The organism is uncultured Paracoccus sp., from assembly GCF_945915435.1.
Classification (GTDB): Bacteria; Pseudomonadota; Alphaproteobacteria; order Rhodobacterales; family Rhodobacteraceae; genus Paracoccus.
Genome location: NZ_CAMEFG010000026.1, coordinates 24,211 through 49,253, shown reverse-complemented (window position 1 = coordinate 49,253; position 25,043 = coordinate 24,211). Strand labels below are relative to the sequence as shown.

At 63.4% G+C, this 25,043-nt stretch carries 21 protein-coding genes and 7 pseudogenes; 22 read left to right on the top strand and 6 right to left on the bottom strand.

Annotated features, from left to right (window positions below):
- Nucleotides 1-148 (bottom strand): annotated as a pseudogene (locus tag Q0O97_RS10410) (bifunctional methylenetetrahydrofolate dehydrogenase/methenyltetrahydrofolate cyclohydrolase); the annotation flags it as partial.
- 112 nt (nt 149-260) lie between these two features.
- On the opposite strand from Q0O97_RS10410, the gene Q0O97_RS10405 reads away from it, so the two are divergent.
- On the top strand, nt 261-1,259 hold the full coding sequence (locus tag Q0O97_RS10405; RefSeq protein WP_294928440.1) for a helix-turn-helix domain-containing protein: 999 nt from the start codon (nt 261-263) through the stop codon (nt 1,257-1,259).
- A 13-nt stretch (nt 1,260-1,272) separates the two neighbouring features.
- Here Q0O97_RS10405 and Q0O97_RS10400 read toward each other — a convergent pair whose 3' ends face one another.
- Nucleotides 1,273-2,058 (bottom strand): hypothetical protein, encoded by a 786-nt coding sequence (locus tag Q0O97_RS10400; protein ID WP_294928437.1) that lies wholly within the window; start codon nt 2,056-2,058, stop codon nt 1,273-1,275.
- Between the two features lie 191 nt (nt 2,059-2,249).
- Here Q0O97_RS10400 and Q0O97_RS10395 point away from each other — a divergent pair, with 191 nt between their 5' ends.
- From Q0O97_RS10395 to Q0O97_RS10320, 15 genes and pseudogenes are all read left to right on the top strand, one after another.
- Nucleotides 2,250-3,698, top strand: a complete 1,449-nt coding sequence (locus Q0O97_RS10395) for an amidase (RefSeq protein WP_294928434.1) — start codon at nt 2,250-2,252, stop codon at nt 3,696-3,698.
- A gap of 153 nt (nt 3,699-3,851) precedes the next feature.
- Nucleotides 3,852-4,361 carry a GNAT family N-acetyltransferase gene (locus Q0O97_RS10390; protein ID WP_294928431.1) on the top strand — a complete coding sequence of 170 codons (510 nt, stop codon included), beginning with the start codon at nt 3,852-3,854 and terminating at the stop codon, nt 4,359-4,361.
- Between the two features lie 101 nt (nt 4,362-4,462).
- A complete protein-coding gene (locus Q0O97_RS10385) occupies nt 4,463-4,657 on the top strand; it encodes a heavy-metal-associated domain-containing protein (RefSeq protein ID WP_294928429.1) in 195 nt (64 codons plus the stop codon).
- Nucleotides 4,658-4,813: 156 nt separating this feature from the next.
- A pseudogene (locus tag Q0O97_RS10380) lies at nt 4,814-5,564 on the top strand (glutaredoxin).
- 619 nt (nt 5,565-6,183) lie between these two features.
- On the top strand, nt 6,184-6,450 hold the full coding sequence (locus Q0O97_RS10375) for a hypothetical protein (RefSeq protein ID WP_294928426.1): 267 nt from the start codon (nt 6,184-6,186) through the stop codon (nt 6,448-6,450).
- A 181-nt stretch (nt 6,451-6,631) separates the two neighbouring features.
- Nucleotides 6,632-6,838, top strand: a pseudogene (locus tag Q0O97_RS10370) (transposase); the annotation flags it as partial.
- Between the two features lie 228 nt (nt 6,839-7,066).
- A complete protein-coding gene (locus tag Q0O97_RS10365) occupies nt 7,067-8,209 on the top strand; it encodes an FAD-dependent monooxygenase (protein WP_294928423.1) in 1,143 nt (380 codons plus the stop codon).
- 444 nt (nt 8,210-8,653) lie between these two features.
- Nucleotides 8,654-8,827 (top strand): annotated as a pseudogene (locus tag Q0O97_RS10360) (transposase); the annotation flags it as partial.
- A 770-nt stretch (nt 8,828-9,597) separates the two neighbouring features.
- The gene (locus tag Q0O97_RS10355; protein WP_294928446.1) at nt 9,598-10,014 is read left to right on the top strand and encodes a hypothetical protein; all 417 of its coding nucleotides are present in this window, start codon (nt 9,598-9,600) and stop codon (nt 10,012-10,014) included.
- 11 nt (nt 10,015-10,025) lie between these two features.
- Entirely contained in the window at nt 10,026-10,958 is a 933-nt protein-coding gene (locus Q0O97_RS10350; protein ID WP_294928420.1) for a copper uptake system-associated protein, read from the top strand.
- Between the two features lie 239 nt (nt 10,959-11,197).
- Nucleotides 11,198-11,626, top strand: coding sequence for a hypothetical protein (locus tag Q0O97_RS10345; protein ID WP_294928418.1), 429 nt, complete (start codon nt 11,198-11,200; stop codon nt 11,624-11,626).
- A gap of 47 nt (nt 11,627-11,673) precedes the next feature.
- Nucleotides 11,674-12,771 carry an ABC transporter substrate-binding protein gene (locus Q0O97_RS10340; protein ID WP_294928417.1) on the top strand — a complete coding sequence of 366 codons (1,098 nt, stop codon included), beginning with the start codon at nt 11,674-11,676 and terminating at the stop codon, nt 12,769-12,771.
- Nucleotides 12,720-13,825 (top strand): annotated as a pseudogene (locus tag Q0O97_RS10335) (iron ABC transporter permease). Before Q0O97_RS10340 ends, Q0O97_RS10335 begins: the two are co-directional and overlap by 52 nt.
- A 1-nt stretch (nt 13,826) precedes the next feature.
- Nucleotides 13,827-14,627 carry an ABC transporter ATP-binding protein gene (locus Q0O97_RS10325; RefSeq protein ID WP_294928408.1) on the top strand — a complete coding sequence of 267 codons (801 nt, stop codon included), beginning with the start codon at nt 13,827-13,829 and terminating at the stop codon, nt 14,625-14,627.
- Between the two features lie 94 nt (nt 14,628-14,721).
- Nucleotides 14,722-15,114 carry a cytochrome c family protein gene (locus tag Q0O97_RS10320; RefSeq protein WP_294928405.1) on the top strand — a complete coding sequence of 131 codons (393 nt, stop codon included), beginning with the start codon at nt 14,722-14,724 and terminating at the stop codon, nt 15,112-15,114.
- Nucleotides 15,115-15,851: 737 nt separating this feature from the next.
- Here the strand turns inward: Q0O97_RS10320 and Q0O97_RS10315 are convergent.
- The gene (locus Q0O97_RS10315; RefSeq protein ID WP_294928401.1) at nt 15,852-17,024 is read right to left on the bottom strand and encodes an MFS transporter; all 1,173 of its coding nucleotides are present in this window, start codon (nt 17,022-17,024) and stop codon (nt 15,852-15,854) included.
- A 64-nt stretch (nt 17,025-17,088) separates the two neighbouring features.
- On the opposite strand from Q0O97_RS10315, the gene Q0O97_RS10310 reads away from it, so the two are divergent.
- Nucleotides 17,089-17,613, top strand: coding sequence for an Lrp/AsnC family transcriptional regulator (locus Q0O97_RS10310; protein WP_294928398.1), 525 nt, complete (start codon nt 17,089-17,091; stop codon nt 17,611-17,613).
- Between the two features lie 78 nt (nt 17,614-17,691).
- Here the strand turns inward: Q0O97_RS10310 and Q0O97_RS17480 are convergent, their stop codons facing one another.
- Both Q0O97_RS17480 and Q0O97_RS10300 read right to left on the bottom strand, forming a co-directional pair.
- Nucleotides 17,692-17,835, bottom strand: a complete 144-nt coding sequence (locus Q0O97_RS17480) for a hypothetical protein (RefSeq protein ID WP_366125253.1) — start codon at nt 17,833-17,835, stop codon at nt 17,692-17,694.
- A 238-nt stretch (nt 17,836-18,073) separates the two neighbouring features.
- Nucleotides 18,074-18,250 (bottom strand): annotated as a pseudogene (locus Q0O97_RS10300) (sodium-independent anion transporter); the annotation flags it as partial.
- 355 nt (nt 18,251-18,605) lie between these two features.
- Between Q0O97_RS10300 and Q0O97_RS10295 the strand changes: the two are divergent.
- The 5 genes and pseudogenes from Q0O97_RS10295 to Q0O97_RS10275 all read left to right on the top strand — a co-directional run bounded on the left by Q0O97_RS10295 (nt 18,606) and on the right by Q0O97_RS10275 (nt 24,101).
- Nucleotides 18,606-19,415, top strand: a complete 810-nt coding sequence (locus Q0O97_RS10295) for a hypothetical protein (protein WP_294928394.1) — start codon at nt 18,606-18,608, stop codon at nt 19,413-19,415.
- A 299-nt stretch (nt 19,416-19,714) separates the two neighbouring features.
- Nucleotides 19,715-20,056 (top strand): type II secretion system protein, encoded by a 342-nt coding sequence (locus Q0O97_RS10290; protein WP_294928391.1) that lies wholly within the window; start codon nt 19,715-19,717, stop codon nt 20,054-20,056.
- 421 nt (nt 20,057-20,477) lie between these two features.
- On the top strand, nt 20,478-22,790 hold the full coding sequence (locus Q0O97_RS10285; protein WP_294928389.1) for a hydantoinase/oxoprolinase family protein: 2,313 nt from the start codon (nt 20,478-20,480) through the stop codon (nt 22,788-22,790).
- 85 nt (nt 22,791-22,875) lie between these two features.
- Nucleotides 22,876-23,367 (top strand): annotated as a pseudogene (locus Q0O97_RS10280) (hydantoinase B/oxoprolinase family protein); the annotation flags it as partial.
- Nucleotides 23,368-23,390: 23 nt separating this feature from the next.
- Nucleotides 23,391-24,101: a helicase C-terminal domain-containing protein gene (locus Q0O97_RS10275; protein ID WP_294928386.1), complete on the top strand. Its 711-nt coding sequence runs from the start codon at nt 23,391-23,393 to the stop codon at nt 24,099-24,101.
- A 249-nt stretch (nt 24,102-24,350) separates the two neighbouring features.
- Here the strand turns inward: Q0O97_RS10275 and Q0O97_RS10270 are convergent, their stop codons facing one another.
- Nucleotides 24,351-25,007, bottom strand: a complete 657-nt coding sequence (locus Q0O97_RS10270; RefSeq protein ID WP_294928383.1) for a hypothetical protein — start codon at nt 25,005-25,007, stop codon at nt 24,351-24,353.
- Nucleotides 25,008-25,043: the final 36 nt, after the last annotated feature.

The window sequence follows — 25,043 nt, the reverse complement described above, 5'->3', positions numbered from 1 at the left end:
TGGCCGGGTCCTCGCCCACCAGCACCACCGCAAGGCCGGGGGTGATGCCGTGATCCGCGCGCAGCGTCGCGACATGGCCCGCGACCTTCTGCCTTACGGTGGCGGCAAAGCCCTTGCCGTCGATGATGCTTGCGCCTGGTTGGTCCATTTTCGGTGCCCCCTGCTGATGGCGCGGAATTGAGCGGGTTTTCGGCCCAAGCGCAAGGCCCTGTCGCAGCTTTGCCGCTGGTGCGCACGGGCCGGGCTGGCTATGAGAGGACATGCTTTCCGGCGGTCTCGACAGTTTTCAGGCGGATGGGGCGCTGCCCGACCTGACCGATCCCGGCCCCTGGGTCCGGGCGCAGGCGGGGCTTGCCGCGCCGCTGGCCGATGCGGCCATCGCCCTTGGCGCGTTGGATGCCGCCGTCGAATCCGCGCCCTGGATCGTGCCCCGCCTTGCCCTGATCGAGGCCGAGGCGATGCTGTGGTCCCAGGGCATCATCCTGCGCCGGGAAGAGATCGGCCGCGACCTGATGGCCGCGCGGGCCGGATCGGACATGCAGGGGCTGGTCCAGGCGCGTTGGGCGGTGCGGCGACTGTGTCCGGGCGGTGATTTCGACCCCTCGGCCCCGCGCGTGGCGCCGCCCGGCGATCTGCGCACCTTTCTGGGGCTGCATCGCGTGGCCCGCGCGGGGCTGGACGAATCGCTGGTCCAGCGCCCTTGCGGCGACGATTTCGACCATGCCGCGCAAGGTTTCGTGCAGGCGCTTGCGGCCATGTCGGGGCTTCACCCGCTGGCGCAGGCGGGCGTGGCGCTGCCGCTCTGGCGGCTGGCGGGGCTGTCGCCGGTCGAAGACGTGATCGAGGTGGGCAGCTTCGTCACCCTGCATGCGGCGCGCGCGATGCCCTGCCTGCCCTTCACCCCGCTTGGGCGGCATGGGCGCAAGGCGTGGCGGGCGGGGGGCACGGCCGGGCAGCGGTTGGAGGCGTGGCTGGCCGCGCTGCGCGACGGTGCGCGCGATGCGCGGGCCGAATTGCGGCGGCTGGAACGCTGGTCGCAGGATTCGCTGGCGGCGGTGGCCCGGATGAAGGGCGACACCCCGGCCCGGCTGATCGGGGTGGCCCTGCGCAGCCCCCTTGTCGGCACCGAGGACTGCGAGCGGCACCTGAACATCTCGCGCGACAGCGCCGAACGCGGGCTGTCGCGCTTGCAGCAACTGGGCATCCTGCGCGAGATCACCGGGCGGGGCCGTTTCCGCCTGTGGACCGCCGCCGCCTGAGCGGCCCGCAGCGTCAGGGTGCGGTTTCGGCAGGGCCTTCCGCGTCGAATTCGGGCAGGGCCTCGACCTGTTCGCGCGTCCAGGGCAGGTAGATCATGCTTTCGGTGCCGCTGCGATAGATCTGCAACTCCTCGACCGCGATGGCGACACGGTGATTGCCCATGCCCAGAAAGCCGCCCACGTCGATGACGGCGTGGCTGAGGTCGGCGGGATCGGTTTCCGCCGGGCGGTCGGGCGATTGTCCGGGTTGCGAGGTGGCCGAGGGCGCCTCGACGGTTTCGCTGCCGGTTCCGGTCAGGCCCTCTGCGGTCCCGGCGGGGGCATCAGTAGCCTCGTCCGGTGTGGCGGCGGCAATGTCCCCGGACGCATCGTCCGACCCTTGCATCCGGGTCGAGCCGTTGACGAAAACGACGCCCTCGACCGTGCCGATCTCGGCACCGCCCGCGTCATGGACCGTCGCGCCCAGAAGATTGCCCGAGGTGGGGGCCGAATCGCTGGAGACATAGCCATCGGGCGGGGTGACGGGCGGCATGGTGGCCGTGTCCGCAGCGGCGTCCTGGTCCATCGGCGCACTGTCCGCCGGTTCGTCGGGCTGTTCGGATGCGGCGTCTGCCGGCTCGTCCGGTTGTTCGGACGAGGCAGGCGCGTCCGCCTCTGACACCGCTTCCTCCGCGCTGCCGGGCTGGGTGTCGGGGGCGTTCATGTCCTGATCGGGGGGCGGGGTGTCGGGTTGCTGGGCCTGCGCGGCGGCAAGGCCAAGGGCGGCGGCGACGGCGGTGCTGGCAAGCAGGGTCTTCATCTGATGCTCCTGTCTGGTGGGTTGCGGGAAGGCGTGAACCGGCAGGGCGCGAAAATGTTCCGGCCCCGTCGCATATCGGGCGGTGGCGCATTGTTTCGCCGGCTGCTTCCGGCAGGGCCATGCCGGTATCTTCGACATGGTGGCCGCGATCGGGCGGCGCTGCTAGTCTGGGCGAAACGACGGGGGTGAGGATGACGGAAACGACGGGCGCTTGCGCCATCACCAGCCTTTCGGCGCTGGAGCTGAGCCGGGCGATCCACGCCCGCCGCCTGTCCTGCCATGAGGTGATGGCGGCTTTCCTCGACCGGATCGAGGCGGTCAACCCGGCCTTTTGCGCCATCGTCTCGGTCCAGCCGCGCGAGGTGTTGATGAAGGCGGCGCTTCGGGCGGATGCGCGGCTGGCGCGGGGGGTGTCGGACGGGTGGCTGCACGGAATACCGCAGGCGCCCAAGGATCTGGCCGCGACCTGCGATATCCCGACGACGATGGGATTTTCCGGCCTGAAGGCCCACCGGCCGCCGCGCGACGCCTTTGTCGTCCAGCGCGCGCGGGAAGCGGGCGCGATCCTGATCGGCAAGACCAATACGCCGGAATTCGGCCTTGGCTCGCATACCTATAACGACGTTTTCGGCACGACGCTGAACGCCTACGACCGGCGGTTCAGCGCGGGGGGCAGTTCGGGCGGGGCGGCGGTGGCGCTGGCGATGCGGCTGTTGCCGGTGGCCGATGGCAGCGACATGATGGGTTCGCTTCGCAATCCGGCGGGGTGGAACAACGTCTACGGCTTTCGTCCCAGCATGGGCCGGGTGCCGGGCGGTCCCGGTCCCGAGGGTTTCCTGAGCCAGTTGGGGACCGAGGGGCCGATGGCGCGCGACATGGCCGACCTGGCGATGTTGCTGGCCACGCAGGCGGGCCGCGACCCGCGCGTTCCCCTGTCGCTGGCGGGCGACGGATCCGGGTTTGCGCCCCCGCTGGGCCGCGACCCCGCGGGCCTGCGGATCGGCTGGCTGAGCGATCTGGGGGGCCACCTGCCCATGCAGCCCGGCGTGATCGAGACCTGCGAATCCGCCCTGCGCATCTTCGAGGGGATGGGATGCCATGTCGCCCCCGCCCGGACCCGCTTCGACCTGGACGCGCTGTGGCGTGCGTGGTGCGTGCTGCGGCAGTTCCAGATCACGGGCACCCTTGCCCCGATCCGCGCCAATCCGCGCCTGCGCGACATGCTCAAGCCGGAAATGCAGTGGGAGATCGAGCATGGCCTGACCCTGCGGGCCGAGGCGGTCTTCGATGCCTCGGTCATCCGCACGGCCTGGTATCACGAGATGCTGCGCCTGTTCGACGAACACGACTTCCTTGCCCTGCCCACGGCGCAATTGTTCCCCTTCGACGCCACGCAGCATTGGCCGCGCGAGATCGCCGGGCGCGTCATGGACAGCTATCACCGCTGGATGGAGGTCGTCATCCCCGCCACCCTTGCCGGGGCGCCCGCGCTTGCCGTGCCCGCCGGTTTCGGCCCCTCGGGCCTGCCGATGGGGTTGCAGATCATCGGCCGCCCGCAGGCCGACCGTGCCGTGCTGGAACTGGGCCATGCCTATGACCTGGCACAGGAATTCACCGCGCGCCTCCCGCCGGGGGTATGAGGGCGCAACCCGCCCAGCCTGCGGATTTCGGCGACCACTTCGGCCACGCCCTCGACCGTGCGCAGCGAACAGAAGCGCACCGGACGGTCGCGCGTTGACCGCCTGCCGGAATTGGCGGAACCTGCGGGCATGTCGGCAACCAGGGGGTGCGGGATGGAGATTCGCGACGCAGTTGAGCGTGACATTGCCGGGATCACGGCGATCTACAACGATGCCGTTGCGCATACAACCGCGACCTGGAACGCTACGCAGGTCGATGCTGCCAACCGCCTGTCCTGGCTGACCGACCGCCGCCGCGCCGGTTACCCGGTCCTGGTCGCGGTGGACGCATCAAGCGGGGTGCTGGGCTATGCGTCCTTCGGCGACTGGCGGGCGTTCGAGGGGTATCGGCATACCGTCGAGCATTCCGTCTATGTCCGCGCCGATCAGCGGGGCGCGGGGATCGGATGCGCGCTCATGCTGGCGCTGATCGGACGCGCCCGCCGCCTGGGCAAGCATGTGATGGTCGGTGCGCTTGAATCGGGAAATCTCGCCTCGATCCGGTTGCACGAAAAACTGGGGTTCGAGCAGGTCGGCCACCTGAAGCAGGTCGGAACCAAGTTCGGAAAATGGCTTGACCTGACCTTGCTGCAATTGACGCTGGACCGGCCCGATCCGGGATGATGCCGCCGGTCATATTCGCGTTTGTCCTGCTCGGCCCCTTGACCTTCCAACGGCAGGCAGCCCTAATTTTGCGGCCTGAAACGCAAATCAAGAGGGTTTTCATGAGATTCCACGTCCCCGATATGGCCTGCGGCGGTTGTGCGCAGTCGATTACCAGGGCCATCGCCTTGCTGGACCCCCAGGCCAGCGTCCAGGCCGATACCGCCACGCGGACCATCACGGTCGAGACCACCGCCCCCGAATCTGAGGTCGTGAAGGCGCTGGATGCAGCGGGCTATCCCGCCACCGCAGGCTGAGAACGGGCAGGGCCATGTTGGGGCACGGCCCTGCCCCTTTTTCGGCATGTTTCTGGGAACGGCCCGGCGCCCGGACCGATTGCCTTTGCACGAGGGTCCGGCTCACCCGAACATGATCGCCTGCCTGTCGCCCGGCGGTCCTGAAAGGAGACGATCATGGCAGATACCCCGAAACGCGCCGAACTCTACCGCATGGTGACGGCGGAACACTCTTGCCCCTGGGGGCTGAAATCGCTGGATCTGCTGAAGCGCGAGGGCTACGCGGTCGAGGACCACCACCTGACCGACCGCGCTGAAATCGACGCCTTCAAGGCGCGGCACGGTGTCGAGACCACGCCCCAGACCTTCATCGACGGCCGGCGACGACCTTCTGGCCTTCTTCGGCAAGTAGGTGAAGGACAAGGACACGCCGACCTATACCCCGGTGATCGCGCTGTTCGGCATGGCCGCGCTGATGGCGCTGGCGACAAGCTGGGCCGCCCTCGGCAGCCTGACGACCGTGCAGGCCGCCGAATGGTTCGTCGCCATCGCCATGTGCCTGTTGGCGCTGCAAAAGCTGAAGGATGTCGAGGGTTTCTCGACCATGTTCCTCAACTACGACCTGCTGGCGCAGCGATGGGTGCGCTATGGTTACGTCTATCCCTTCGCCGAAGGGCTGGCGGGGGTGCTGATGATGGCCGGCGCGCTGATGTGGCTGTCGATCCCGCTCGCGCTGTTCATCGGAACGGTTGGCGCGGTCTCGGTCTTCAAGGCGGTCTATATCGACAGGCGCGAGCTGAAATGCGCCTGCGTCGGCGGCGACAGCAACGTGCCCCTGGGCTTCGTCTCGCTGACCGAGAACCTGATGATGGTCGCGATGGCGCTGTGGATGCTGCTGAAACCGATGGGCGTCGGGCTGGGTCATTAGCGGACGGCAGCGCTTTCGGGCGACATGGCCCGATCCGATATTTCATGATGAAATGGTGCCCGGAGGCGGATTCGAACCACCGACACGCGGATTTTCAATCCTGCCGTCGCGTTCGTCCTGCAAAATGAGAAATCCGTATAACTCTCTCTGTGTTCAGAATTATTTACATATAATCAATCAACTAAATGAGTTCGCCTCGGAGGGTCAAGTCCGTTTCCGAGCATGGAGTCGGCCGGATGCGCTATTTTGTGGATAAGGTCCGGCATGATCTGGTGTCCCCACGGTGTCCCCAATATGGTGTCGCTACCTAGCAGGATAGGACCCGATATGGCCAAGCTCGAACTCACCGACCACTTTGTTCGGAAGCTCTCCGTTGAGAAGCGGACAGATTTTCTCGATGCAAAGGCACCAGGCTTGTCACTGAGGGTCAGCCCTGCCGGGACGAAGTCCTGGGCGGTCCGAGAACGGTCTCGGACGGCTCCAAGCAGCGTGTCACTCTCGGGACATATCCGCAGGTGTCTCTCAAGGAGGCGCGCGCATCCGGGCATCCGCGCAGCTGAGGCCATGGTCGAGATCCGTGCCGCCGCAGGCAATCTTAATGCGGCACACTGGCGCAATCATGCGCGAGACCAGAACGGCCGGATGGCATCGCCACGATTTGCGCCGGACATCGGCCACCATCACGCGCTCGGTTGGCGTGGAGCTGTCAACAATCGACCGTATTCTGGGCCACCGGACGGACCATCGCCGAGAAGAGTCCAGCCGGGCGGTGGATGCCTACCTTGCAGACATTGATCTGACCGGCATTGCGGAAGATCCGCAGCGACAAGCCCTGGAAAAGCTGGCAGACATCTACGAACGGATTAAACGCGCCCAGCAAAGCTGAGGGCTAATTGCCCGAAGTAAAAGTCATCGGAAATCCTGGAGCTCCACTTTGATCGTGTCGAGATACAAAATCGCGGGGGCATGCCACAGGTAGGGGCTGCCCCATGCGTTTACGCTGGCTAGTCGATTTTGGCTCCGGCGGTAGGGTGGGGAGCTAAAACTTTCGATTCCGGCAAGACATTGAGGGGATAAAGGTCTGCATCCCCGGCCGAACGTCTCGCAAGAAGGCGGTGAAATACGACAAGCGGCGCTACAAACGGCGCAACCGCATTGAGATCATGTTCGGGCGCTTGAAGGATTGGAGGCGTGTCGCCACCCGATACGACCGTTGCCCACAGACCCTCTTCTCTGCCATCCTCGTCGCCGCAATCGTCCTGTTCTGGCTATGATCCACAACGAGTCCTGAGCCTAAAAATATCGCTTGTCTTGGTCGCTCATGGCCCGCGTGAGTCGTTCAACTCTCGGGCCAGCAACAGAAGCCTATCGGGATTGTCCTAACAACTTGTGCGCAGAGGTGATTCCGGTCACGTGATCTGCAAAGTGAAAAGACAAGTTTACACTTGACACGATCTTTTGCGTTTGTTTGTATGTATACAAATAAACTAGAGATGGTACAGATGATCCCTGACGATACTCTCGATATTGCCGTGATTGGTGCTGGCCTCGGCGGTGCAGCGGTTGCGGCGCTGTTGAACGAAGCGAGCTTCAAGGCTCATGTTTTCGATCAGGCGCCTGCCTTTGCGCGATTGGGAGCCGGCATCCATATCGGTCCCAATGTCATGAAGATCTTCCGCAAGATCGGCCTTGAGGAACGATTGAGCGTAATTGGCGCCCATCCCGATCATTGGTTCTCACGCGATGGGAAAACCGGCGCGTATCTGTCACGCATCAAGCTGGGAGACTATGCACGAAAAGAATATGGCGCACCCTATATTACCATCCATCGCGGCGATCTTCATGCCGAGCAAGTAAGTGCTCTGCCGCAGGATCGGTTGCATTACGATCATTGCCTGACCGATATCCATGAGGAAGACGATCACGTTGTTATGAAGTTCGCGAATGGCAAGACCATCCGAACGCGCCTGGTGATCGGTGCGGATGGCGTCAACTCGTTGATCCGGGAAAAGTTGCTCGGGCCCGAAAAACCGCGTTATAGTGGCTGGATCGGGCACCGCGCCCTGCTAAATATGGACAAGTTGCGTGCTTCGGGACTGGAGTTTGAGCGGTGCGTCAAGTGGTGGTGGGAGCAATCTCGTCACATCATGGCCTATTCGACCAAGGCGGATGGCAGCGAATACTATTATGTCACCGGCGTGCCAGCGAATAGCTGGGACCATGATGCAAGTTTCGTTGACAGTTCGCGTGATGAAATGGAAGCAATTTTCGGAAATTCGCATCCGGTGGTCAATGCGCTGATCAATGCGACCGAAACGGTGACGAAATGGCCATTCTGGAACCGGGATCCGCTCAACCTGTGGAGCCGCGGCCGGATGGTGCTTCTGGGCGATGCCTGTCACCCGATGCGCCCGCATATGGCGCAAGGCGCCTGCATGGCGATCGAGGATGCGGCGGTGCTGACGCGTTGTCTGACCGAATTGGGTCCCGGCAGCTATCGGGATGCGTTTGAACTTTACGAGGTAACCCGGCGGGAGCGCGCCACAAAGGTGCAAACCATTTCCAATGCCAATACCTGGCTGAAAGAACCGGAAGATCCTGCATGGGTTTACGCCTATGATGCGACCAATGCGGCCTTGGGCTGAGACTGCGTGACATCACCGGTTCCGCCGCATCTTTGGCGTTGCTGCAGCGGCTCATCGGATGGGCTGCTGGAAAACACTTGAAAGGGCGTCGTTGCCGCCTCCGGCGCGACGGTCCGCCCCGCCGCAGAATATCGCGGATTCGGCCCGCTATAAGGTAACCCTAGCTCCCGTCTGTCAAGGTGGTGTAATTTCCCGGATGGCCCGAGGGCATGATCAGGCGGCTTTTGTGGTTATGCTGAGGATGGGGTCGATCTCCTCCTTGTCGATCTGGGCGAAGGCCTTGACCATCATGTGTAAGCGCGACGCCGATCCCGTCCTGCCATTGCTAAGCTGAACCGGCCCTTGTTGGCGTGTGTCGGTTTAGGGGCTTGGGATTTGGCAAGAGGCAAAGAAGTGGGCGTCCATTTGGACGGCTCCTGCAATGGTTCGGTTTCCCGGCTGGAGATGATCGAGGGACCGAGTGGTCGGCGGCAGCGAACAGAAGCGGAGCGGGCGCGGATCGCGGCAGAAAGCCTGATCTCGGGGATGCGGGTGGCCGACATCGCCCGCAAACACGGAACGACACGTTGGCAGATTTATAATTGGCGCAACAAGCTGCGGATGGGGCACTTGATGGTGCCCGAGAGCGTAGCGTCCCTGCCGATGTTTGCGGAACTGGTTGCCGAGAGCGGGGCTGCGCCTGCGCCGCCGCCCCGCGCTCCCTCGGAGGTGAAGATCGTGGTCGGCGATGTCGTGATCCGCGCCAGTGCCGGTGCAGATGAAGTCCAATTTACGCGGGCGATCCGCGCGGCTCGGGCGGCCGAGGGCGATCCGGCAGTGCGGGCAACCCTGTGGTTCGCCCGTTTCCTGATGATGGCTGGCCTTGTCCTTGGAGTCGGCGGCGTCGCGTTTTCCGCATTCGCCGGACCTGTGGAACGGGCACGGCGACCGATCATGCTGGCGGCCGTCACCGGACTTGTCGCGGCACCGCTCTATCTGGGCCTGCACGGGCTGGATGCGCTCGGGCTGAGCTTTGCCGCGCTCGTCACCGCCGCCCCCTGGGCGACCGCATGGGCCACGAGCTTCGGGCCGAGCATCGTCATGGCAATGGCGGCTGCGGTTCTGGCGTTTGCTTCCCTGACTGGCATGGGTCGCGCTTATCATCCTCGGCATCTCTTATGCGGTCAGCGGCCATGCCAGTGCGGCAGAGCCGCGATGGCTGACCCGCCCGATGGTGGTCCTGCATCTGCTGGCGCTGAGCTTCTAGATCGGTGCGCTGATCCCGCTGATCCTTGGGAAGGGCCCCGAACCGCTACGCCGGTTCTCGGCAGCCATCCCCTTCGCGGTGAGCGTGCTGCTGGTTTCGGGCGTAACGCTGGCGATGGTGCAGTTGCATCGGCGCCGAACTGGTGCTGGCGCTCGCCATCCTCGGGCTGGCCGCAGGCTGGCGTTTCACCCCGCCGCCGCGCGCGCTGGCGCAGGCCGTTGCCGCCGCTCCGGCCGCCTATGCCCACCTGCATTCAGGCGAGGTCATGGCGAACGTGATCATCACTCCCGGTGCCGCCGGGCCGGTCACAATCGAGATACAGGTGACGGATGGCGACATGGCGCCGGTCCAGCCGCTGGCAGTGACGCTCGACCTAGCGCTGCCGGATCGCGGGATCGAGCGACTGACCCGCGAGGCAAGTCCCGTCGAGGGGCAGGACGGTGTCTGGACCATATCCGACCTGGTGCTGCCGCTGCCGGGGCAATGGTCGGTCGAACTTGGCGTCCGGCTGACACGATTCAAGCTGGTCAGGCTGGGCACGGAAATCGAAATCAGGTGAGAGAGAACGATATGAAACGGATGCTTCAAGCCCTTCTTCTCGGCACGGCGCTGGCGACGACGCCAGGGCTTGCCGATCATGCCTCCCATTCCGCAGCCGAGGTGCAGGCGGGGGAGCTCGCGATCTCGGGGGCGTTCCTGCGCGCCACGCTGCCGCGTGCCCCGGTGGGTGGCGGCTACCTGACCATTGCCAACCAAGGCACAGAGGATGACCGGCTGGTCTCGGTCACCGCACCCGTCGGCAAAGAGGTGCAGATCCATGAAATGGCCAATACGGACGGCGTGATGACCATGCGGCAGCTTGTCGGCGGGCTGCCCATCCCGGCGGGCAGGACAGTCGTGCTGGAACCGGGCGGGCTGCATCTGATGGTGATGGGCCTGACCGAAAGGCTGGTCGAGGGCAAAAGCATGGACATGGTCCTGCGGTTCGAGAAGGCGGGCGAGGTAACGGTGCGGTTCGACATCCTTGCCCTGAATACACGCGGCATGGCAGAGGATCACACAGGTCATGCCGCCCCCGCAGGTGATCGCGAGGGTCACGGCATGTCCCATGACGGCGCGGGTTTCGACCAGGCCCGCGTCGAGGGGGACGAGGCCCGGATCACCGGCCTGCTGAAGGACATGTTCGAGACGGAGAATGCGCCGCTGTCCGTCGCACCGATCCTAATCGAGGGCGATACGGCCGTGATCGGCTGGTCGCAGGAGGACCGCGGCGGCCGCGCCCTGCTGCGGCGTGATGCGCAAGGATTCTGGCGCGTCAGCCTTTGCGCCGGGGATGGGCTGAAGGGCGAGGCAAACATGGCCGCGCTCGGGGTCGAACCGGAGGCCGCCACCCGGCTGGCCGCCATCCAAGCGCAGGAGGAGGCCGCGCTGCCGCCCGAACAGGTGGCGCGTTTCGCATCTTTCGACGGCGTCATGCATGTCGATCAGGAGGGTGGGCACTGACATGGCTGCAAATCCCTTTCTGAGAAAACTGCGGATCGCGCTCTGGGGGGCGGTCGTCGCGATCGGTCTCGGCGCGACCTGGCTTCTCATGCCCGGATCACCGCCGGAGGCGCAAGTCACCGATACGCTCGGGCAAGGCGACTACCTGTTGGTGACAACCGACGGCCAGTCCTTCACCGAAGCCAGCCTGCGCGGCCAGTGTCGCCCCCGCGCGGCCCGTCGCCCCGAACGGCAGGCAGGTGACCTTCCGGTTCGACCGGAGGGACGGATGGCGCTTGCTCCTTTTCCAGAACCGGGCTGCGGGACTGCTGATCGCCCTGGTCCTCGCCGTCGGCCTGACGGCGATGGGCTTTGCGCATCGCGTTCCGAGCCAGTCGGAACAGATGCAACAGATGGTCGTCGCGATGGGCGGGTCCATCCACGACATCTGCGGTGATACGACCGATGGCAGGCAAGGCGATTGCCCGGCCTGCCGCCTGGTCAATCTCATTACCCCCGAGCCGGTCGGCCTGCGCCTTGCGACCCTGATCCCGGTCCTGGTCGTGGAACGTCCGCCTGCTGCGGAAAAATCCCCGCTCCGCGCCGGATACATGATCCTTCGCGCGCCGTGCGGGGGCCTCCACCGGTTTGATCCGCCGTTCCGCGCAACGCTGCGCGGGCCTGGATGATCGCCTGCGGCACGGGTTGCAACAGGCCCTTTCCCATAGGACAAGCCATGAAACATCTCCGTATCGCGGCGCTGCTTGCCGCCACTCTTCTGCCCTCGGCTGCACTGGCCGAAATCACCGTCACCGATGTCGAGGGGCGCGAGGTCACGCTGCCCGGCTTGCCCGAGCGGATCGTTCTGGGCTTCTATTTCGAGGATTACATCGCCGTCGGCGGTCCCGAGGCGACCGACAGGTTGGTCGGCCTGTCGCGCTTTCCCTGGGCAAGCTGGCGCCCCAACCAGTTCGCCGCCTATGAAAAGGTGATCCCGCGCATTGGCGAAATGCCCGATGTCGGCTATGCCGAGGAGGGCGATTTCTCGGCCGAGAAGGTGATCGCGCTGCGCCCCGATCTGCTTCTGCTGGCGGCGGGCGATTACAAGTCCATGTCCGAAGCGGTGACCCAGATCGAGAACGCTGGCATTCCGGTGGTGACGCTGGATTACAACGCGCAGACCGTGGAAAGGCACATCGCCTCGACCCTCGCGCTTGGCAAGGTGCTGGGGACCGAGGATCGCGCCGGGGAACTGGCCCGGAACTACGAAGAGGCAATGGCCGACATCCACGCCCGCATCGCGGCCTCGACCGAGGCGAAGGGCAAAAAGGTCTATGTCGAGCTTGCCAAGGCCGGCCCGTCCGAGATCGGCAACAGCTATTCCGATACCATGTGGGGCGCGCTGATCGACAGTCTGGGCGGCCAGAACATCGCGGACGGACAGATCAGCAACTGGGGGCCGCTCTCGCCCGAATATATGCTGGCGCAACAGCCCGAATTGATTTGCCTGGGCGGATCGGACTGGCAGAACGCCTCGGAAGCCGTCACCCTCGGCCTTGGCGCCGGCGAGGCTACGGCGCGCGAGCGCATGGCGGCCTACCTGTCCCGCCCGGGCTGGTCCGAGCTTCCCGCCGTCAGGGAAGGGAGGGTCTATGACATCAACCACGGAGGCGCGCGCACGCTGGCCGATTACACCTATGTCCAGTTCATCGCGAAGCAACTCTATCCCGAAACCTTCGCGGATGTGGACCCGCAGGCCAATCTCCGCGACTTCTACGCCAAATGGCTGCCGATCAACGCCGGTGGCACCTTCATGCTGAGTATAGAGGAATGACCGACGCGGTATTCCTGCCAGACCAGATGCGCGGCGACTATCGCCGCGCGTCGAGGTCACGGCAAATCTGGCTAGTCGGTGCGCCGGTGCTTCTCGCCTGTCTGATGGTGCTGGACCTGTCCTTCGGCCCGTCCGGCCTGCCGCTGCGCAATGTCATGCGCGGCATATGGGCTGGCCCGGATGGCGAGGATCGCACCATCGCCGCGATCCTGTGGCAGCTGCGCATGCCTCAGACCTTCATGGGCGTGCTGGTCGGGGCTTGCCTCGGGATGGCCGGGCTGATGATGCAGACGATCCTCAACAACCCGCTGGCCAGCCCCTTTATGCTGGGATTCTCGGCCGCAGCGGGATTTGGCGCGGCGCTGGCGATCATGTTCGGCGGCGCGATCGCCTTGCCCGCCTGGGCCATCGTGCCGACCTCGGCTTTCGCGATGACGCTGGCCGCCTGCGGGCTGATCTATCTTCTGGCGCGGCGGCGCGGTTCCGTGCCGGAAATCCTGGTGCTGGGCGGCATCGCGGTGCTGTTTTTCTTTCAGGCGATCCAGTCGCTGCTGCAATACATGGCCGCACCCGAAGTCTTGCAGCAGATCGTCTTCTGGCTGTTCGGCAGCATGCTGAAGACAAGCTGGACCAGCGTTCTGGTCTGCGGGGTCATCCTTCTGGCCTGCCTGCCCTTCGTGATCCGCGACACCTGGGCGCTGACCACGCTGCGGCTTGGCGATGGCAATGCCCGCAGCCTCGGCCTGCGCGTGGATGCGCTGCGGCGGCGCAGCTTCGTAGTGGTCGCGCTGCTGACGGCGGCGGCCGTGTCCTTCGTCGGCACCGTCGGCTTCGTCGGCCTGATCGCCCCGCGCGCAGCCTGGTGGGCGAGGATCACCGCTTCGCCCTGCCGCTGGCGGCGGTGACGGGCAGCGTGGTGCTGATCGCCGCCTCGGTGATCGGCAAGCTGATCTCGCCCGGCGCGGTCATTCCGGTGGGAATCATCACCGCGGTCGCCGGGGTGCCGATGCTGTTCGGCATCATCCTGCGCCACAACAGCCGGACAGGAGGTTGAGATGCTGGAAATCGAGGAACTCGCCGTCACGCGGGGCCGGGCAGGCATCCTGGCTTCGGTGAATGCACGGCTCGCGCCGGGGCAGATCGTGGGGCTGGTCGGGCCGAACGGCACCGGCAAATCGACCCTGCTCAATGCCATCGCGGGGTTGCAGCCCTGCCGGGGGCGCGTGCGTTGGAAGGGGGCCCCAGTCGTGCTGGAGCGGATCGGCTACATGCCGCAGAACGCCCGCGTGGCGGCAAACCTGACCGTGATCGAGACCGTGCTGCTCGGTCGCTACGAAGGACTAGGCTGGAAGGTCGATACCACCGCGCTGGACCGCGCCCTGGGCGTGCTGGAAGAGCTGGGCATTGCTCATCTGCACGTCCGCAGCATGGCGACGCTTTCTGGTGGTCAGCAGCAACTGGTGTTGCTGGCGCAGCGGCTGCTGCGCGAACCGGACCTGCTGCTTCTGGACGAGGCCACAAGTGCGCTGGATATCCGCCACCAGATGCAGGTCTTCCAGCGCCTGCGCGCCTATGTCGAGCGCAGCGGCGCGTTGGTGGTGGTCGCCGTGCATGACCTGAACCTGGCCGGGCGGCATTGCGAAAGGCTGTGCCTTCTGCATGGCGGCCGCATCCATGCCGAAGGCCCGTTCGGTTCGGTGGTGACGCCCCCCGCGCTGGCGGAGGTCTATGGGATCGAGGCCGAATTCCTGACGACGGCTTCAGGCCATCCGGTCATCCTGCCGATCGGACCTTGCGGGGCCTCGGACTACGCGGCGTTCGATGCCCCAAGGAAAGGCGCGGTCCGTCATGCATGACATTCCAGAGCCCGCGAAGGTTTCGAGCATCATCGGCTCGACCAATCAATGCAGAATTACGACCACCCAAGCAACACGATAGAAAGGAAAAACCATGCCCAGCATCTCGCAAGGACTCGCAACCGCAGTTCTGATGACCCTGATGGCCGTTCCCGCGCTTGCCGATGGCGATCCGTTGAATGGTCAAAAAGCCTTCAGGAAATTCGCTGCCTGCCATACGGTGGACAGCGGCGGTGCATCCCGCATGGGGCCGAACCTGCACGGTATCGTAGGAAGCGTGACCGCGCAGGCCGACGGGTTTCGCTATTCCGACGCGATGGCACAGCTCGGTGAGGAAGGCCATGTCTGGACACCCGAGGAACTCGACCGCTTTCTGAAAGACCCTCGCGGCACGGTGCCTGGTAACAGGATGGCTTTCGCAGGCCTGAAAAAGGATGACGAGCGCGCCGATGTCATCGCTTATCTGGAAACACTCAACGGGGAATAAAGCCCGTCCGGTTTGTGAGAGGACATAAGAAAGGAAAACAGATGCAAACGATCTTACAGGATGTAAGAGATGCGGCGGACGTCCCTTGGCCGCATTAAGGTGGCATGGTGGTGGGTGTTCAGCCACCACCATTGGCTCAGAAAACCACTATATCAGCAAGAATTGAGTCCGGCCATCGACAGAATGCTCACCACCATCCCTGTCGTTTGTCGAAGGGGTAGCGCGAACGCCAGCCCCTAAGATAAATGCTAAAACGCGGGGGGAGGCGGCAACATAATGCCGGCTCTCATCGCTTCAAAATAACCTCTCAATTGAACCGCTCCCCGCTGTTTCATACAGCCGACACGGGATGGAACGATCGTGACGGCGATCACGCTTCTTGTGGACCAGACCCCAGCCCCGATCACGCTTCCATGAAAAACCCCGCAGCACCGCCACGGGTCATACGCGCATTCCTTCTGATGAGGCCCGTAACGAGGACGGATCGCGCGGAGATGCGCGAGAATGTGGAATGCCTGCGTAGAAAAAACCGGAGCTTCGCGCGCCGAAATGGAGCCGCCTCCGCCCCGTCTTGCCAGGTTTCAACGTAAAGCCCTGGGCCGGCTATCCTTCGATGCGCGCCAGACCTGCGGCCACGAGCAAGGAGAAGCCCACTTAATCAGAATGGCGACCAGGATCGATACCGAGGCGTGAGCCCGAAGTCGCCTGCCTCGCTCGATGCACCGTCGAGCCCGAGCCTATTCCGCCGGCACCGCCGCATATTCCCGTCCGGCGCTCGCCCAAGCGACCACGGCTAGGCCCAGGGCCACGAGCGAAAGGAGTGCGCCGGCCCAGTTCGGCGAGGCCAGACCGAACCCGGCCGCGATGGTCGCGCCGCCGGCCCATGCCCCGATAGCGTTGCCGAGGTTGAACATGCCGATGTTCACCGATGCAGCCATGGTCGGCGCGCCCGCGCGGCTGGCGCGATCCATGACCAGTTTCTGGATCGGCGACACGGTGGCGAAGCCGAAGGCCGCCATCAGGAACACCGAAACCGAAGCCACAACCGGGCTGCCGACGCCGATCCAGAAGACGAACAGCACCGCAGCCTGGGCCGCAAGCGTCACGAACAACGTCCCGAACAGCGAACGGTCGGCAAAGCGGCCGCCGATCCAGTTGCCGACCACCAGCCCCAGCCCGAACAGGACCATGATCCGCGCGACACCCGCTTCCGAGAGGCCCGTCTCCTCGACCATCATCGGCGCGATATAGGTGATGGAGGTGAAGAAGGCGGCAGGGCCGAAGATCGTGATGCCCATGGCCAGCAGCACCTGCGGATCCATGAAGGCGCGCAGTTCGGTCTTCAGCGCGATGGCCTTGCCGGCCTCGATCCGGGGCACCAGCAGCGCGACGCTCAACGCGGTGACAAGCCCGATCCCTGCGATCAGCCAGAACACCAGCCGCCAGTCGTAGACCTGCGCCAGCCAGGTGCCGGCCGGAACGCCGACCAGGTTCGCCATGGTCAGCCCCGAGAACATGAAGGCGATGGCGCTCGCCTGCCGGTCCTTCGCGACCAGAGAGGCGGCGATGATCGAGCCGATGCCGAAGAACGTGCCGTGGTTGAACGCCGTCAGGACGCGGCCCGCCAGCGCGATGGGCAGCGAGGGCGCAAGGGCGGTCATCGCATTGCCTAGGGTGAAGATCAGGGCGAGGCCGATCAGCATCGTCTTGCGTGGGACTTTCGCGCCCAGGATGGTCAGGATCGGCGCACCCACGAACACGCCCAGGGCGTAGGTGGTGGCCATCAGCCCGGCGGCGGGGATGTCGACGCCGAAATCCCTGGCGATCTGCGGCAGGATGCCGGCGATGACGAATTCGGTCAGGCCGATACCGAATGCGCCGATCGCCAGCGCGAACAATGCGACTGGCATGGGGAGGTCTCCGATTGCGATGTTTCAACCCGAACGATGTTCGGCTAGACTGCCCAGATAAGACATGATGTTCGGAGATAAACCCAAGATGGCGGCTTTGGACAAAGAAACAGATATGGTTCGGCAGGTGCGCCACCATCCGGCTGAACTGGACGTGATCGACCGAAGGATATTAGGCGCGCTGGCCGAGGATGCGTCGCGCAGCTATGCCGAACTCAGCAAGATCGTGAACCTCTCCGCGCCCGCCGTGCATGACCGGGTGAAGCGCCTGAAACGCGATGGCGTCATCAAGGCCACCGTCGCCGTTCTGGACGGCTGCAAGCTGGGCCGGACGCTGCTGACCTTCCTCGTGGTCGACACCAGCAGCTACAAGGCCACGCGTGAATTGCTGACCTTCGCCGACAGGCCTGAAGTCGAGGAACTCCACACTGTGGCGGGGGACGGCTGCGTTCTGGCCAAGGTGCGTGCGGCCGATACCGAATCGCTGGAAACCTTCCTGATGGAGATCCAGAGCCTCGAAGGCGTCCGCTCCGTGCGCAGTTACATCGCCCTCTCGACCTTTCTCGAAAGAGGTCCGTCGCCGGATTAGGTGAGCGTCCCGACTCCTTTCGATCGCGCAGGATCCCAGCAGCAGGGCATTGGTGCCCGCTCCTCAATCTGGGGCCTGTCAGCCGGCGCAATCCCTTTCGGCGACCTTTTCCATCCATGTTACCGCCGATCCGTTGATGGCTTCCTGGATGGCGATATGGCTCATGGCGGTGTCGGGCGCGGCGCCGTGCCAGTGCTTTTCGCCGGCGGGGAACCAGACCACGTCGCCCTGACGCTGGACGCGGCCACGATCAAAGATGACGATTAGGGTCTGGCCAGCGGGATGCCTGTGCCATGCCGTGCGCGCGCTTGCCTCGAAGATGGCATGGGCGCCGATGGCGCGGCCGGATGCCTCGGACGCGAACAGTGATGCGGACCCTGCCGGTGAACCAGTCGGTCGGCCCGGTAATAGAGGGTGACGTCGTCGAGGCAATTCTGTTCCTGGCCTTCGAGCAGGCGGCGTGGATGCCCAGCCTGTTGACGATCATTTCAGAAGCCGCGTTCAGACGGACGACGTCGACCTTTGCGCCAGTGCGGCGGTATTTCAGCATCACCATTTTCAGCGCCTGCACGCTGGAAATGCCCCAGATATGGGCGATGGAAACGTCGTTTACCGCCCGCTCCGGCGCCTCGCGGAAGACGGACAGGCATGTCAGGCCCATGGCCCGGCACTGATCCGTGTGTCGGCATCTATGAGCTGCTGCAGGTTTCGTGGGCTAAAGGTTAAGCCAGTATAGCGCGGGCTTCGAACTCCACAGGGTTGAGCGCCCACAGCACCCATGGAATAGGGTGAGATCGCCTGCATGACCATTTGATCCGGGTCCGCCGGACTCCAGGATGTTATCGATAATGTATTTCGAATAATTCGCCTACTTATGCCGCCTCACAGAGGTTATCCACATTTTCAGGATAAATCAGCCGGGTTGCCGATAGGGATTTTCGTCGCCTCCTTATATAATCCCGGAAGATCAAGCATTCCACCGAGGTAAAACCATGAAAACCAGAAAGCTCCTTGCCGCAATTTCGGCTGTGGCCCTCTCTGCCGGTGCAGGCCAAGCATCTGCCCAGGAGATGCAGCCCGGGATTTTCATGGTGGCGCAGGGCGCAAGTCAGAAGATCGACCGCCACGGGGTATGCAGGGTGGTCAGGAATGACGGGTCAAACCCGCTCATGGTTCCAACCGGGAGCCCACAGCAATGGCATTCGGGAAACGGATCGTTCCTGAACAACTTTTCAAATATGCCTCACATCTCCGTATCCGGCTGTGACGGTCGCCAGGATGACAGATGCTTTTTCTGGGTCAGTCCGATCGGATCGGCCAATGTTACAGAACCCCCGTCCGAGTGGGTATATAACAAGCTTAAAATCGGCGACGTCTCCATGACTTACACGATAGACAGATGGAATGACTGGGAGGATGAATACGAGACGATTATCGCGGGTGGATCCATCGTAAGTTCCGGAGACTATCCGGATTCATACGGGACTATCGCCGAACCTGGCCCATTCCATCGTGCGGATAATGGCACGTTCGACAGCCTTGCAGTGGGGCCGGACACCACTGTCACGATCTATCCGCAAAAAAACCATTCCGGCACGCCGCTGGTGGTGACCGGGCCAAAGGTGCTGGTCAACCATGCTTTGACCTCGCGTGGATACTGGGGTGACCAATGGCTCACGGAGAACTGGGGAACATCCGATACGATCCTGAGATGGTTCCCTCCAGCCACTCGCGAACTGACGGCCCCTGGTGTCACGCTACGTAATTTTGGAAGGGGATCGGTCAAGGTTGAATGCTCCTGACCGACCGCCTGAGAGGTCACCATCCATCACAGCGTCAAATGCATCATGGTTTGCCGCGTGTTTGAGCCGTAGCCAAAGTTTTTCCCAATTACTTTTATGTGCAATTTGCCTGAATATCGGTTGTTATTCGGCTATGGAGAGAGGCCTTTGAGCACTATGTAGGTTATCCACATATTCCTCATAGCTGACCGGTCTTGGTCGTATGAATCTTCATATCTGCACCATATATTCAGATAAATGAGAAACCTTCCAAGAGCTCATCTGTGAAATCAATAAAACTCCGGTCGGTGAAGCAGGTCATGGGCCTCAGCAAGCGGGTGAGGGGGTTCACCCTTATCGAGGTGGTTCTGGTTATTGCCGTGGGCTTGGGTATGGTTGTCGGAGGCCTCGTTTTCTATCAAAAGGCTTATGATCGTGCCGAACTTACTTCCAGGATAACCATAGCAGCTCAGATACAGGCATATCTTCCGAAGTTTGCGAGAGAAAATCTGGATATGGCAAGACATCAGGGTCACTGGAAGACCGCGGTGTCGAGGCTGAATGCCGGAATGACGCATATCCTGCCCGGGTGGGAGGTCACCAGAAATTCCGGCAACGCTTTCGAGGCCGTCTTCAAGGGCGTGAAGGTCAGTTTTTTTTAACCCAGACCGTCCCAGGCTTCATCTTTCAGGTGGAGGAGTCGGCGGATTGTGTGAGATTCAGGGGTTCATTCCTGGCAACTGGGCTTCTCGATGAAAATCTGTGGTCCGTGGCGGACAGATGCTCCAGGGGATCAGGACGTTCGGTTACCTTTTCCTATGAAGGCGTAAGCTTGTAAAATCCGCTGATGAAAACCCTTACGTTATCCATGCGATCGGCATTGTTGCAAAAGTCAGCATGTGTTGAGCCGCGTCCTTTCCCCAGTATCCTCATGCCTCGTGTTCGATCTCGGCTTCGCCGAGAACGTCCGTGTCGCCTAACGTTGAAGGAGAAGGGGCAGTTCACCTCTCAGGACGCATTTCTGCAACAACGCCGTTCGCAGGTGCGGCGCAGTGGTCGTGATGGGCGGACAAGTCGCCAGCTGTGACGGATCACTGCAACCGCAGAAAAGACGCAAGAGCGGTCACTCATTCATCGAACCGCGATCATGAGCAAGGTCACGGGTCAAAGTCGTCGCCTTTGTCTGCGGCTTCGACGGCCATGATGGGAGACTGGTTTCAACCGAAGCCAGCGTTCGAGCGCACATTTCATAAGTCGATCACACAAACTCTATCACAAGAATCCTGTTTTCGACTGATTGCTTGCTGCCGTCCGCATCTGCAGGAGTGCCTCAATCAGATATCCACGAGTGAAGGAGGAGACGCAATGTGGAGGGTCGGGATCGACGTGGGCGGCACGTTCACAGACCTGTTTGCCTGGGAGGAAAACACCGGCAAGCAAGTTACCGCCAAGGTTCTTACGACGAAACAGGATCGGTCCATTGCCGTTCTTGAATCCATCAAGAAGGCCGGGATCGAGATTTCGGATATCTCGTATCTGATGCACGGCACGACGACGGCGACGAATGCGCTGATCGAACGCAGCTACCCGGACGCGGCCCTCATTACCGCCGAGGGTTTCCGCGACACGATCGAGATCGGGCGTCAGCACCGCCAGAATCTTTATGATCCCTACCAGACCAAGCCGAAGCCGGTCATCAAGCGCCGCTACCGCTATACCGTGCCCGAGCGCACTAATGTTCACGGCCAGACCGAACGCCCGCTGGATGTGGACGCCGCGCGCGATGTGGCGCGCAAGATCCGGGATGCCGGCATCCAGTCGGTCGCCATCGGTTTCATCAACTCTTACGCCAGCGGTGCGCACGAGGCGCAGATGCGCGACATCCTGCGCCAGGAATGCCCAGACGTGCATATCGTCCTGTCATCGGAGACGCGCCCGATCTTCCGGGAACACGGCCGCTTCGTCACCACCGCCGTGCGTGCGGCCTGCATGCCGGTCATGGTCAAATACATGGACGACCTGGAAAACCGCCTTGCGGCCAGCGGGTTCACCGGAAAGCTGCTGATCCTGAAAAGCAGCGGCGGGGTCATGTCGGCCGAGGCGGCGCGGAACCACCCCGAGGACATGCTGGAATCCGGTCCGGCCGGGGGCGTGGCCTATGGCAGCTACCTGACCCAGCAAAGCGGCTTCGATCGCATCCTGCACACCGATGTCGGCGGCACCAGCTTTGACGTGTCCATCGTGGAAGACGGCAAGGGCCTGATTACCCGCGATCACGAACTGGAATGGGAAGTCCCGATCGTCGTGCCGATGCTGGACATCCACAGCGTCGGTTCGGGCGGCGGCTCCATCGGCTGGGTCGATGCCGGCGGCAGCCTGCGCGTCGGCCCGAAGAGCGCCGGTTCCGAACCCGGTCCGGTCTGCTATGGCCGTGGCGGCACACAGCCGACGATCACCGACGCCAACCTGATCCTTGGCCGGCTTGACCCTACCTTGAACGGCAAGCTGGATCTGGACCTCGAAGGCGCCACGACCGCCATGCAGAAGCTGGCCGAGCAGATCGGCCTGCCGACGCTGGAAACAGCAGAAGGCATGATCAGCATCGGTTGCGAATACATGGCGCAGGCCGTCAAAAAGGTGCTGATTGCCCGCGGCCGCGACCCGCGCGACTTCGTCTATGCCAGCTTCGGCGGCGCCGGTGCGCTCGCAGCTTGCTTCGTGGCCCGGTCGATGAACATTCCGAAAGTCATTGTTCCGCCCCATGCCGGCGTCGCCTCGGCCTTCGGTGCCACCGTCATGGATCTGCGGCAGGATATCGAGCAGTTCTATTATTCGCCGGTGAAAAATGCCGACCTGGACCGCGTGAATGCGATCCTTGACGACCTGGAGGCCCGGGCGAAAAAGGAGTTGGAGGCGCAGGGCTTTACCAATGAGGCCGAGATCCAGATCACGCGCAGCGCTCAGATGCGCTATGTGGGGCAGTCCTACGAGGTGGATACGCCGCTGCCGAACGGTCGTTTGACCACCGGCCACCTGCCAGGCATCGAGGACGCGTTCCACGGCGTCCACTTGCAGGAATTCGGCGTCAGCTCGGACGACTTCGCGCCCGCCTTCGTATCCTTCAGCGTGACCGCGATTGGCGGGATGGATGATCCGCCCCCGGTCGAATTGCACTATTCCGAGGACGACAAGGCCGCCATCAAGGGCCAGCGCGAGGTCTATTTCGACGGCGAATGGAACCGCTGCGATGTCTATGAGGGCGAGGCGCTGACCACCCATCACCGTATCAACGGCCCGGCGATCATCGAATATGATCACGCCTGCACGGTGCTGCCGCCCCGGACCCATGCCCATGTCAACGCGATGGGTGCGCTGGTCATCGACATCGAAATCTGAAGGGAGGGGAAAGACATGAGCCAACACGACATCGACATCGACCCGATCACCTTCGAGGTGATGCGCAGCATTTTTTGAGTTCGCCTCTGACCGGATGGCAACGGTGATGCAGAGGTCGTCATTCTCGCCGATCCTCGCGGATATGCTGGATTTTTCCAACGCCATCTACGACGCGGATCTACACCTGCTGAGCCAGGCGGCGAACTGCCCGGTCCACCTTGCCGCGATGAAGTTCTCGGCCGAGGAAGCCGTCAAGGGCATCGGTGCCGAAAACATCCGCGAAGGCGACGTGCTGGTGCTGAACGACCCTTATCGGGGCGGGACACATATCAACGACATCACCTTCACCAAACCGATCTATTTCAAAAGGGAACTGATCGGTTACGCGGTCAGCCGTGGGCACTGGATGGATCTGGGTCCGCGCCTGCTTCGCCGGTTGGCGGGCTGCTGTTCACCTTGGCCACGCTTTCGACGCTGGCGCAGGGCGAGGGCACGGATGCGCGCCGGGCGATGGCCGGGTTCATTGCAAGCTGCAGATTCGAGGCGGACAGGATCGACGCCGCTTCCTGCGCCCTGATCGCGCCCGAGCGGTTCGGGACCATGCGCTTTGTTCGGCCATCGCTTGACGCCCCGCCGGCCTTCGCGCCGGGCAGTAACGACCCGGAGGATGCGCCTGCGCAGCTTGACGATGCCGCCCTGGCCTATTGGAAGGCGATGGTCGAGGCCGCCAGCCGCGAGGGCGGCCGCAGCCTGATCCTGCTGCCCGCGATGCGCGACGTCTTGGCGCTGTCGCACCTGTTCGATCCGGACGATTCGCGGCTGGTCGCCCAGCTTCCCGGCCTGCCGATGAACCTCGCCATCACCCGCTTCCTGTCTAAGCCCGATGCGATCTGGCTGTCTGCCTCGGCGTGGGAGGGAGTCAGCCTGCCCCATGCCATCGCCCATGTGATCATCCCGCGCTTTCCCATCCGCCCGCAGACATTCGAGGACAGCGTGCTGCAACGCTATCTGGCCCAGGCGACCGGCGGCGAAAGGGCGGGCCGGGCCGCCGTCTTCGGCAGGCGGCTGGCCGAGGCGCGCAGGCGCTCGCGGCAGGGCATCGGGCGCGGCATCCGCGCGCATGACGACAGCGTGACGATCTGGATCGGGGATCCGCGCTGGCCTCTGAACCAGCACGAGGCCGACACGCTTCTGCTGGATCAGCCAAGGCCCTGGTCGGGGGCCATGCTGAACGCGGTGCCGGGGCGTTTCAGGAAGATCGCCGGTTCGGCGCCCCGCTTCCAGATCGGGCCAGACCCGCAGGACACTTGAAATTCTCTGCGGCAAAAGGAATAGTGGCACGGCCCTGCCCTTGGGCAGGGTCGAAAACAGGGTGACGCCCGGCGTAATGCGCAGGACCGTCGCGCAGCCCCGCTTGCCAGCAGGGGTCGAAAACGGCGGCGTGGTGAACATCATCACCAAGCAGAACAGCCCCGCCTTTCGGCAGGGGTCGATCAGGGCAGATGACGCGGCCCTTCTTTTGCGGCCCTGCCCTCATGGCGGGGCCGTTGCCCTTTGGGATCAGGCGGGCCGGGGAATGTAACACTCGTCCGCGCCGAAGGCGTCCCAGTATGGCGGGCGCCAGGTATCCACAGCGGTTAGCAAGCCCGTGGTCGGTTTCGCAAAACCCGACAATCGCACCGGAATCGGACGCCTGACCTCGCCCATCTCGTCGATCAGGGGGGAAAGCCCCTTGGCCGGTTCGACCTCGATCCGCCGCAATGCGCCGTGCCCATCCTTGCGCCGCGCCCCGATTGCGCCTGCGGATTCGAGCAGGCTCTGGACGCGGGATGCGTCGCCCTCGGCGATCCATGAAACCGATTCCGCGCCGATGCAGCGGTAACGGGACAGATGGGCTTTCATCGGCCCTTTCACCGTGCTGACCTTGTAATAACGGCCCCGCGACGGTTGCAGGAACAGCGGTGCATCCGCAAGATCCTTTGCCAGCCGGATTCCTCCGGTCTTGACCCCGCCGTAATGGACCGGGTTGTCGAAATAAGCACGGCTTGCGCGAAACAGGCCATCGACGTGCATCAGGGGAATATCCCCGACCGGATCGGTATCGATGCCCCGCAGATCCCGAATTTCCGACAATATCCCATAAAGAACCGCATCCAGCGTCAGGTAGGTCTTTCCCAGGCAGACAGGGGTATCGAGATAGGCCGTGATTCGAAACAACGCCACTTCCTGCTCCGCTATGCGTCCCGCTGGACA

What these genes read in the sequence shown, in the direction of transcription:
- Q0O97_RS10405 (WP_294928440.1), top strand. Translation starts at nt 261, where the DNA reads ATGCTTTCCGGCGGTCTCGACAGTTTTCAGGCGGATGGGGCGCTGCCC.
- Q0O97_RS10400 (WP_294928437.1), bottom strand. Translation starts at nt 2,058, where the DNA reads ATGAAGACCCTGCTTGCCAGCACCGCCGTCGCCGCCGCCCTTGGCCTT.
- Q0O97_RS10395 (WP_294928434.1), top strand. Translation starts at nt 2,250, where the DNA reads ATGACGGAAACGACGGGCGCTTGCGCCATCACCAGCCTTTCGGCGCTG.
- Q0O97_RS10390 (WP_294928431.1), top strand. Translation starts at nt 3,852, where the DNA reads ATGGAGATTCGCGACGCAGTTGAGCGTGACATTGCCGGGATCACGGCG.
- Q0O97_RS10385 (WP_294928429.1), top strand. Translation starts at nt 4,463, where the DNA reads ATGAGATTCCACGTCCCCGATATGGCCTGCGGCGGTTGTGCGCAGTCG.
- Q0O97_RS10375 (WP_294928426.1), top strand. Translation starts at nt 6,184, where the DNA reads ATGCGCGAGACCAGAACGGCCGGATGGCATCGCCACGATTTGCGCCGG.
- Q0O97_RS10365 (WP_294928423.1), top strand. Translation starts at nt 7,067, where the DNA reads ATGATCCCTGACGATACTCTCGATATTGCCGTGATTGGTGCTGGCCTC.
- Q0O97_RS10350 (WP_294928420.1), top strand. Translation starts at nt 10,026, where the DNA reads ATGAAACGGATGCTTCAAGCCCTTCTTCTCGGCACGGCGCTGGCGACG.
- Q0O97_RS10340 (WP_294928417.1), top strand. Translation starts at nt 11,674, where the DNA reads ATGAAACATCTCCGTATCGCGGCGCTGCTTGCCGCCACTCTTCTGCCC.
- Q0O97_RS10325 (WP_294928408.1), top strand. Translation starts at nt 13,827, where the DNA reads ATGCTGGAAATCGAGGAACTCGCCGTCACGCGGGGCCGGGCAGGCATC.
- Q0O97_RS10320 (WP_294928405.1), top strand. Translation starts at nt 14,722, where the DNA reads ATGCCCAGCATCTCGCAAGGACTCGCAACCGCAGTTCTGATGACCCTG.
- Q0O97_RS10315 (WP_294928401.1), bottom strand. Translation starts at nt 17,024, where the DNA reads ATGCCAGTCGCATTGTTCGCGCTGGCGATCGGCGCATTCGGTATCGGC.
- Q0O97_RS10310 (WP_294928398.1), top strand. Translation starts at nt 17,089, where the DNA reads ATGATGTTCGGAGATAAACCCAAGATGGCGGCTTTGGACAAAGAAACA.
- Q0O97_RS10295 (WP_294928394.1), top strand. Translation starts at nt 18,606, where the DNA reads ATGAAAACCAGAAAGCTCCTTGCCGCAATTTCGGCTGTGGCCCTCTCT.
- Q0O97_RS10290 (WP_294928391.1), top strand. Translation starts at nt 19,715, where the DNA reads ATGGGCCTCAGCAAGCGGGTGAGGGGGTTCACCCTTATCGAGGTGGTT.
- Q0O97_RS10275 (WP_294928386.1), top strand. Translation starts at nt 23,391, where the DNA reads ATGCGCTTTGTTCGGCCATCGCTTGACGCCCCGCCGGCCTTCGCGCCG.